1 protein-coding gene is annotated in these 10,849 nt (G+C 51.5%); it reads right to left on the bottom strand.

The genetic code is table 11. The features are described 5' to 3' along the window. Positions 1-2 precede the first annotated feature (2 nt). The gene (locus tag PRUB_RS25070; protein WP_040645625.1) at positions 3-10,019 is read right to left on the bottom strand and encodes a hybrid non-ribosomal peptide synthetase/type I polyketide synthase; all 10,017 of its coding nucleotides are present in this window, start codon (positions 10,017-10,019) and stop codon (positions 3-5) included. Between the last annotated feature and the right edge of the window lie 830 nt (positions 10,020-10,849).

Here is a 10,849-nt window from a genome sequence, read left to right as displayed (position 1 = left end):
ACTTACAAGTCCATCTCCGTCATGGATTGATCATCTAATGCCACACTGATATCGCGACCACTGACAATATTACTGAGGCGTTCAACGCCTTGTGAGTCTGTCACTGGCCCTGCACTCACCAGCTCTTCCACACGCACTGCCAATTGCATGACACTGGGGTTATCAAAGATGTCTCCCACTGTCGCTCTGATGGCAAAGTGCTGGTTTAACCGAGAGACCAGCTGCATGGCCAGCACCGAATTGCCACCACACTCAAAGAAGTTGTGTCGGGTACCCAGCTGCTCCGTGTTTAGCAACTCGAAATAGAAGGTCAGGATCTGAGTTTCAACCGGGTTGCTCGGCGCGCATAAAGTGGTTTGTGTCGCATTGCTGGTGTCGGGTACCGTCAGCGCGTTACGATCCAGCTTGCCATTGGCCGTGGTTGGCCACTGCGAGAGCCAGCACAAATACTCCGGCAACATATAAGCTGGTAGGTGATTAGCCAAGGCACTGCGCAGCGCACTGATATTCCAGCGCTGTGCCAGTTCGCCCTGTTCAATGGCATAAGCACACAACGCCCTCTGATCTTGCGCTGTGGTTTTAATAAATACACGCACATCCACATCACTCAGCACCTTACGTAATTGCGCTTCTATCTCGCCCAGTTCAATCCGGTGACCGTGCAATTTGACTTGATGATCGAGGCGGCCGTCGAGTTCAAAGCGGCCATCAGCCAGCCTGCGGGCTCTGTCACCGGTTCGATAAAGTCTTTCACCGTGTTCACCATCAAGCTCATAGGTAACAAAACGTGCGTCGGTTAGCTCAGGTCGTGCCAAATAGCCATTGGCCAGGCCAGCCCCGCCTATCCATAGCTCCCCCCATACGCCATCAGGCTGCATGTCAGCACTCGATGTCGCATCTTCACTCAACACAATCAGGCGAGTATTGGCGACAGGCTTGCCGATGGTGATATCGTCAGGGTCAAGGATCTGAGTGGTTGCAGACCAAATGGTGGTTTCGGTGGGTCCGTACATATTCCACAGCGCCTTTGCCTGCGAAAGCAGTTGCGCAGCAAGTACCTCAGACAAGGGCTCTCCGCCGCTCCAAACGGTTAACCCGGCAACACAATCTGGGCGGGCCGAGAGCAGTAATTGCCACAAGGTTGGCGTGGCCTGCATGACAGTCACCGACTGTTGACCAATGAGCTCAAGCAGCGCATTTGGGTCGCTACAGGCCTGATCGCTGGCCAGCAGCACTGTTGCGCCAACCATCAGGGGACCGAACAATTCCAGCAATGCAATGTCGAAGGAAATGGTGGTCACGCTCAACAGGCAATCAGTCCGGCACAGGCCCGGTTCCCTCACCATTGTATGTAACAGATTTGCCAGCGCGCCATGACTGATCTCAACCCCTTTTGGCTTGCCTGTGGAGCCTGATGTGTAAATCACATAAGCACGTTGCTGAGGTGAGATTGCCTGGGCTTCAAATGTACTCGGGCATGAAGCAATCTCAGTTTGTCGGGCATCCAGGTCGACAACATCAATATGAGTATTAGCAATAGCGATTGCCGCTTCACTCAGCTCATCACACAACAAGAAAGCAGCCTGGCTGTCGTTTAGCATGTCCTGCAATCTGGCCTGCGGAAAGCTCAAATCAAGAGGTAAAAACGCGGCACCGGTTTTCAACACGGCCAGTAAAGCCACCAATAGCTCGGTCCGCCGTGGCAGCGCAATGGCTACCAAAGAGTCACGGCCCACGCCCTGTGCAGCCAGGTAATTTGCAAGCTGGTTGGCGCGCGCTTGCAATTGCTCATAACTGAGCGACTGTCCTGCGCAAATCAATGCAGTCTCTTGTGCAGAGCGCACCACTTGCTCTGTTAATGCATCCAGCAGCAACGGCAAAGCTGGGCTGTCAGCAACCGGCGCCAGCAACTGTGCCCGAGTCTCGCTGTCCAGCAAACTTGCATGGCTGCACGCCTGCTCAGGTTCAAGACTCGCAAACAGAGTGATCAGCGACTGCGTATAGCTGTTCATCATATCGCTGTCGTAGCGTGCACTCAGATACTCCAACTCCAGCGTCCAGTGACCATCCACAGACAACAGGTTGCAGCTTAATTCATACTGGCCAAAGCAGGTATCCGTTGAGCAAGTCGACACATTCAGCCCGGAAAATTCAGGTAAGTGTTGCACTTTATCCAGGTTAAAGAGTGTCTGTGGCAGACACACTGGCTCATGCGTTAGTTCGCTGTATGGCAGGTGCTGATGCTCAAAGGCCTCGAGCAGGCTGGACTGCACTTGCTTAATTAATTCACCCACAGTCAGCGGGTCGGTGAATTCAGCGACGATGGGTAAGATATTGGTGCAATAACCAGGTAAGTGCTGATCCAAATCATCCGGGTCGTAGCTGCCACTGAGTAAGCCCCGATCAGAGACCGGTATGCCAACTGCTATGTGTTTTTGCCCCGTCAGTTTGTGTAACCATAAAGTATAGACAGCCAGTAAGGTGGCAAACTGACCACATCCCTGAGACTGACTCAGCACCTTAATTTGAGGTAACGCATCCAGTGTAAACACCCGCTTTTCAACGGCAAAGCTTTCCTGACTGCCTGCACCGGAACGCATTGGCAGAGTCAGCGCTTCGCACGGGGTCAGTTTACCCAGCCAGTAAGCTTTATCCTGCTGATACCCTTCACTATTCAGGTAATGATCCACGCCCTCAACATAGGCACTAAAGTGCACCATAGCAGGTGGAGTTGATTGACTATCCGCTCGGCTATAATTGTCCGCAATGCGACTCATCAACTGTTGCAGGCTTAGCCCATCGTACAGCACGTGATGCGCACTAATGCTCAGCACATGCTCATGGCTACCGCCTGACAATAAATCAAAGCGGCACAGAGGCTGGACACCAAACTCAAAGGGCCGATAACGCAATTCAGTAAGCCTGGTCTGAAGTGGTTGTGATTTGTCGCTGCACTCATGCTCAGTTAAAGCCAAAGCCTGTCGTGTAAGCTGCACATGCGACAAAGTGAGCGGATCAACGGTGTAACTCAGCAAAGGATAATCGCTTAGCAGCTGAGCAATCGCCTGCGTGAGACGGGTTTTGTCTAAAGGCCCGTTGAGACGCAATACCGCCTGTAAGTGATACGCTTGAGCGCCCTGCTCAGATTTGAGCGCCAGCGCCAGTAGCTGCTGCTGCGCCCCCGTTAACGGGAAACGCTCAGGCTGTGTATCTGTCGGGTCCGGTTCTCCAAAGTACCCGGCCGCTTTTAGCGCCAGCACACTGTCTTTGACAGTCTGGATAATGGCATTAACGTCTGTTTCTGTATGTGCGGCCGACAGAAAACAATTACGCCCCTCCCAGATAAACACGCCACGATTGAGCATTTCATAAAAGAACACGTCCAGATTCTGACTAAAGCGGAAGCGAAACAGAGAGGCAAAATGCTCTATCTGCATTGGAATTTGCTGCTGCGCAAAGAACGTATTCAGTGTTTGTGCAAGATATTGAGTTTTATCGCTAATCGCTTCTTGTAGCTGCGCGCCTTGCGCTTTAATTTCACTCAGAACGGCTTTAGCGCTGGCCATCACCAACGGGTGTTTACAGAAAGTGCCGGCAAAAAAAGTGGTGTCCGCTTGCGGATAAGAGGTATCACCATACTGCCAGACGCCCCCATCAATGCCATCCATATATTCATGACTGCCTGCAACAACACCCACAGGCAAACCGCCACCGACAATCTTGCCATAGGTGGCCATATCCGCCTGGATCCCCAGCATCGCCTGCACACCACCTGGATGCGCTCTGAACCCGGTGATCATCTCATCAAAGATAAGCGCGATCCCCAGCTCGGCAGTCAGCGCTCTGAGTGACTGCAAAAATGCCCAGGGCTGATGCCCAGGATGACGACTTTGCACCGGCTCAACCAGCACAGCGGCAATATCGCGGCCCTGCGCTCGGATAGCATCCAGCGCGGACTCTGCACCATATTCAAGCACCAGATTATCGCTGATCGCCCCCGCTCTGACGCCGCTGCACATAGGTTCAACCGACTCCCCGCCCGGTGCATTTTGCGCCAGCGTGCCGTCATAATGGCCATGATAAGCCCCTTCAAACTGCACGATTTTGTTACGCCGGGTTTTGTTGCGTGCCAGACGTACCGCAGTCATCACCGCCTCTGTGCCGGAGTTGCAAAAGGTAACGCGCTCCAGTGCGGTTAACTCACTGATAAGTTCTGCCACATCACATGCTTGTGCACTTGCCAGCCCCAATTGCAGACCATTCTCTATTTGCTGATTCAGCGCCTTGGTGACAAAGTCAGGCTTGTGGCCAAACAAGTTAACCCCAAAGTCCATGGTAATATCAATATATTCATTGCCGTCAATATCCCAGATCCGACTGCCCTCACAGCGTTGTCCAAAGACCGGATACAGGAGTTCTTTGCTGGACATACGGAAACCTGCCGATGCGCGACAGTCCGCCAGATGTGGGCGATGTTCAGACACCATGGCTTTCGACAAAGGTGTTTTGGCACAATAACGTTCAATCAGTGAAGCCAGATGCTTTTGTACAGATTGACTGCTGGCAGCCGTGGTTATTTGCTTTTGAGCGAACCCGGGTAAAACCTGAGCGGCTTCATTTTGCTGCGCCACTGACTGTTCAGACAGAACTTGCGTGGTTACAGCTTGCGGAGTTGATACCGCAGCAAATGCTGTGCTAACTGGCTGTGTGCCAGTCTGGCCACTCATACCCTGAAGCATGGCTAATTGACGCGCTGCGACCGCTTCAACACTGGTTGCTGCACTGGTATTGGTGACTGACGCGGCAGCCTGCAATTGTTCACGACAAATAGTCGCAACCAACTCAGAGGGTGCAGAAACTGACGTTGACTCGGCCGGTAATGCAAGTACGGTGTCACTGCTGTCTTGTCCTGATGGTAGCGTCGGCGTTGCTTCCTGGCATTGATAATCACTGTGTTCAATGATGTATGCCACCAATAAATCAACCGTACTAAGCGTTTCATAGAACTGGCGTACACTAAACTCCAATCCAAATTCCCGCTCGTAAGTGCGTACAGCATTCATGATCATCAACGAATCCACACCCATTTCCAATAGCGGCACATGAGTCTGAATGTCACTGACTGGCATAGATAACAAGCGCGACAAGGTACTAAGCACAAAATGACGGATCGCCACTTCCCGGGTGATGCTCGCTTGACCTGCCTGCAACTGCGCTCCCTCAGTATCGGGCTGCGCGCTTAATGCAGTTGGTAATTCCGCTATCCAGTAAGGGCTGTGATCAAACGGATACAAAGGCAATGGAACATGGGGCTGAGTGTCATCCGCGTATAGCTGACTCCAGTCAAGCGTTACGCCCAACTCAAACAAACGCCCTTGCACTGATAACAAGCGTGGTAAATCCGCGCCTTTGGCATGCAATACATGTAAAAACTCACACCGTTCAGCAGGGCGATTTTCCTGCAACAGGCCACATAACACCGGTTTAGGCCCCAGCTCAAGGGCACAATAAGCATCTGATAGAGACAGCTGAGCCATGCAAGATTCAAACTGTACCGGCGCACAGATCTGCTCAACCCAATAACCGGGATCGCACAGCCGCAGTGCTTCTTGCTGACCCGTAACTGACGAAATAAAAGGGATTGTTGGCTGGTGATAGGTAACTTGTGCGGCTACCTCAGCGAATTCACTGAGCATAGGTTGCATCAGCGGAGAATGGAATGCCCGCGCTGTATTGATAGCTTTGTGGCGTATACTTGCATCATCAAGCGCCTTGCACAAAGTATCCATGGCACTATTGTGACCAGAAAACACCACACCCGACTCACCATGGTAAGCCGATACCGAGAGCTGACCGGCTATATCAGCCACCAACGCATCAGCCTGCGCACGCTCACAGCGCGCAGTCACCATACGACCATTATCCGCCAGTGCATGCATTAGCCGGCCACGCTCTGCAATCAACTTGATTGCATCGGCAAGCGAAAACACGCCTGCTATACAGGCCGCAGCATATTCTCCAACACTGTGGCTCACCAGGCGTTCCGGCTTGAGACCCCGGCTGAGCCATAGCTGCGCCTGGGCATATTCGATGGCAAATAAACACACCTGAGTCCATTGGGTCTGCGCCAAATACTGCTCGCTCGGATCGCTGTACAAAACAGTGGTTAGTCTTGGTCCCAGCTTATCGCCAAGCAAACGATCACATTCATTGATGGCATCACGAAACACCGGCTGCGACTCATACAGAGCTTTGCCCATATCCGGATATTGTGCCCCTTGCCCGGTGAACAGGAACACCAAATCCCGCGTTGACGCCTGCGCGTCATCAGCAGAACCAGTTAACTGAGCATGATCTTTTAGCGCCGCAACGAGCGCCTCTCGGGTTTCACCGACAAAAGCACAACGAGCTTCCTTGAAATGCGGCATGCTCGCGGTCTGACTGATCAGGGCATCGAACGCTTGTGGCGTTGCCGTGCTCAGTGTATCGGCATAACGACTAACAAGCTCAGTCAGTGATTTGGCAGATTTTGCCGACAATGGCAGCACATACCCCGAGTTTTGCGATGAGGTTTTGCTATCCTGAGCCGTATAAGTTGGTGCCTGGGCACAGATCACATGGGCATTGGTGCCACCAAACCCAAACGAACTGACCGCTGCCAGCCTGTCCTGTCCCGTCTGAGCAGGCCAGCTCTGGGCTTGTGTCGCAACCCGCACCGGCAGCTTTTGCCATGGAATATGGGTGTTGAGCTGCGCGGTATGTAACTGCGCGGGTACTTGCCCTTTATCCAGGCACAACAGCGTTTTAATCAGCCCTGCAAGGCCCGCACCGGACTCCAGGTGACCAATGTTGGCTTTTGCAGAGCCCAGCAGTAAAGGCTGGTTGGGCGCGCGTCCTTCGCCATACACTTTAGCCAGTGCCGATACTTCGATTGGATCACCCAGTTCAGTGCCCGTGCCATGGGTTTCAATATATTGCACATCCGCAGGTGCTAAAGCCGCATTGTGCAAAGCCGACTTGATCACCCTTTGTTGCGATGCACCATTCGGTGCCGTAATCCCATTGCTGCGCCCGTCCTGATTCACCGCACTCCCTTTCAGTACTCCGTAGATCGGGTCTTTGTCGGCCATTGCCTGAGTCAGGGGTTTTAATAACACACAACCCACGCCCTCGCTGCGCACATAGCCATCGGCAGCGCGCGAGAATGTCTTGCAGCGACCATCCTGTGCCAGCATTTGCGCATTCTCACAGGCGTCAGTGACCTCATTACTGAGGATCAGGTTCACACCACTCACCAGCGCCATAGGCATATCACCCGCACGGATCCCGGTCAGCGCATGGTGCAAAGCAACCAAAGAGGAAGAGCAAGCCGTATCTACCGACAGACTCGGGCCCGTAAAATTATAGGTGTAGGACAGACGGTTGGCCGCAATGCTCAGTGCGGTGCCGGTACCGAGGTACGCATTACCCTGCTGTGCCTTGTTCGACATATTGAAGTAGTCATTCTGAGAAATACCCACATATACGCCGACGGGCTGACCGGCCAATTCAGCGGGCATCATGCCGGCTGACTGAATGGCATGGAAGCTGGTTTCAAGCAGCAAACGATGCTGTGGGTCGATGTATCTGGCTTCTGCCGGTGAAATACCGAATAACCCGGCATCAAACTGCTCAATATTATCCAGATACCCTCCCAGACGCGTCTGGCCGAGTTCAGGACACAACGCCTGTCGCACTGCGTTTGGCACACTAATGGCATCGCGTTTATCCATCAACAATTGCCAGTATCCAGTGAGATCTGTGGCTTGCGGATAACGGCATGCCATGCCAATCACAGCCACATCCATATTATCCGTGAGCGCACGCGCTTCACACTGGTATTGCGTGGCCGTCGAATTTGTCGCTTGCTGCGCTGAGTGTTCAGGCACTTGTGCACTCAATCGTTCGCGTACTGAGTCAAACTGACTCAGATGATTAGCAAGCTGGGCAATCGATGGATACTCGTAAAGCACCGTGGCTTCGAGCTCAATATCATGCAGCTCCATCAACTCACCCGAGATCCGTACGGCTTTCATCGAGTCGACACCCAGAGATAAAAAGGTGGCGTCAACATCCAGACTGTTCGGCTGGCGGTCGACTTCGAGCCCCACCACTTCCTGTAAGACAGTGCGTAACGTCGCTTCAATGTCTGTATAAGGCGTGTTTTTTGCTGGGTGTGATGCTTTGTCTGACACGCTCTGCTGAGCTCGTGAACGGGCTAACACGTCAAACGTATTTGCCAGATAATGGCGTTTGTTTTCCTGACGCTGAATTTTGCCGCTGGAGGTTTTCAGGATCCGCCCGGGCTTAATCAACACAACCTCATACGGTGTAATGCCATGTTGTTCGGTAATCGCTGACGTAATGGCGGCAAAGATCTCTTGCTCATTCAGTTTGCGCACCGCCGTGCGCTTGACCTGCTGCACGATAACCAAACGCTCTTCGCCTTGTTCAGACAAATAGGAAAACGCCGCGCCGCCATTATTGTCCATGGCAGCATGCGCCTCCACCACAGTGAGCTCAATATCCTGAGGGTAGTAGTTTTTACCGCGGAAAATCATCACGTCCTTGGCGCGCCCCGTGACATACAGCTCGTTTTGATGAACAAAACCCAGGTCGCCAGTGCGCAAATAAGGGCCGTCATTATCATCAGCAATACGCGCCTGAAAAATCTCTTTGGTCTGCTCAGCCTTACGCCAGTAGCCCTGAGCAACACTGGCGCCTTTCACCCAGATCTCACCGGTATGTCCATCCGCACAGCGCTGTTTAGTTTCCGGGTCCACAATCGCCAGAGTATGACCATGCCAGGTGCTGCCGCAAGACACCGCATAATAGGGCTGATTATCTGTTGGCGTGTTATCGGCAACATGCAAATCATAAAACGACTCTGAGTACGCCGCAGGTTCATTCAGTAACGATGCTTTTCCCTGATGCATCTCTTTACTATCCAGCTGCAGCACCGTCGGCGTTTTCATTAAACGTCCGCCCGTGGCAAATAAGGTGGTTTCAGCCATGCCATAACAGGGGGCCGTGGCCTCACGACGAAAACCGCAGCGTTTAAATTTCTGATAAAAACGCTCAAGTGTACTGGCCCGAACAGGCTCAGCGCCATTCAGTGCACTTTGCCAATGCGATAAGTCTAAGTTTGCCAGCTCTTCTTCTTTTATCGTATCGACACACAGGTCATAGGCAAAATTTGGGGCACTGGAAGTCACGGCTTTAGTCTCGCTCAGTAACTTCAGCCATCGCAAAGGCTTTTGCAAAAACGATGTCGGGTTCATCAGCGCCGCAGGGGCACCAATGTAAATAGGATGCAAGATCCCAAAGATGAGCCCCATATCATGGAAATGCGGCAGCCAGCTGACGATTGGGGTTTGGGCACTGTGACCGAAGGCCAGCTTCATCATTTCTTCGTTGTCCATGATGTTCGCGTGGCTCACCATCACCCCTTTGGGGCTACCCGTCGAACCTGAGGTATATTGCAAAAAGGCCAAATCTTGCGGTGCTATGCGAATGTCCTGCCAGGCCATGGGCTCAACCTGCTCGACCCCGTCACTGTCGGTGGCAATGATAGACACATTGCTGAGGCTGGTTTCAGCCTCAAATAGCGGCTGAGCGATTTCGTAAATCTTGCTGCTGGTCAGCGCACCCGTTGCGCCGGCATCTTCTATGATGCTCCTCAGTCTATCGGTATTTTGATTCTTTTTTGGCGGGTATACAGGCACCGCAACAATACCGGCGTAGAGGCAGGCAAAAAAAGCTTCAACAAACTCAAACCCTGAGTTGTACAGGAGCAAAGCTCTGTCGCCTCTGTCAAAATAAGTAAGCAAACGTGCTGCGATTTTTCTGGATTTTAAGTCGAGCTCCGCGTAGCTCAGGGAAACTGCCGGTTGGTTATCTTCGAAGAAATACTGATATGCAATGTCATCGCCACGTGTCCGGGCCAATGTCACTAATGTAGCCACTAAGTCGTTATTCATGCCATACCCATACAAGGTTTATTGAGTAAGTTCCTTTGATCAGAACATCTGACTCAATAGCCCAGCATGGGCGATATTAGCTAGCGCCACGATTGGTATTAAGCACAGTTGTCTGAACCGTAAAATTGGAAAAAACCAATTAATTACATAAGCACAATAACAAAGTACGATCTCTGTGGTTACTAATAACCGCAAAGTCGTATCACCCTGCCATTGTGGTTTAAAGGTTAACTAACCGCTTAAAACCGCAAGCCTTGCTAATCAACTACACCTTTAACACCCGAAGAGTGCAAGCCTTTGATTAGTAATAAAATAAACCAAAGCACACTGCATTAAATCAGGTTCAAATTCTTTGTTAGTGTTAATCTGGCGGGACGACTACTGAACTAAAAATACCATTCCCTAACGTTGTTTTTATCTGCATGTAGCTATTTTATAAACAGCTAAAACGTTTCCTGTTCGGTGGTTTTCATACTGATGCTATCACAAAGCACTAAAAAATAAAGCAAAATAGAATACAAATTTAACAAATATGCAACCACCGGCACATTGAGTGTTAAATCGGGGTAAGCGCTCACCCCTTGTGTTGCCTGCGTTGAACGCCACATAATTAGCGATGAATGACAAAGCAGGCTATATGACAAATTTAACGCAGCTGGTTACTTTGGTAAATTACAGTTGCTTACGTACACATAAAGGGACCACCCAAACCTCTGTGCAACCAGCAATCAATCACAGGAAGTTAATACAAGCTGCTATTTTGCATGAAGTTTAGTTGCTATTTTTGAAAACGCACAGATATCTTGAGCCGGGTGTATGACAATCGTTAC

Source organism: Pseudoalteromonas rubra (assembly GCF_000238295.3).
GTDB classification, from domain to species: domain Bacteria; phylum Pseudomonadota; class Gammaproteobacteria; order Enterobacterales; family Alteromonadaceae; genus Pseudoalteromonas; species Pseudoalteromonas rubra.
The sequence above is the reverse complement of the archived record's forward strand: the minus strand, read 5'-3'. Positions and strand labels throughout refer to the sequence as shown.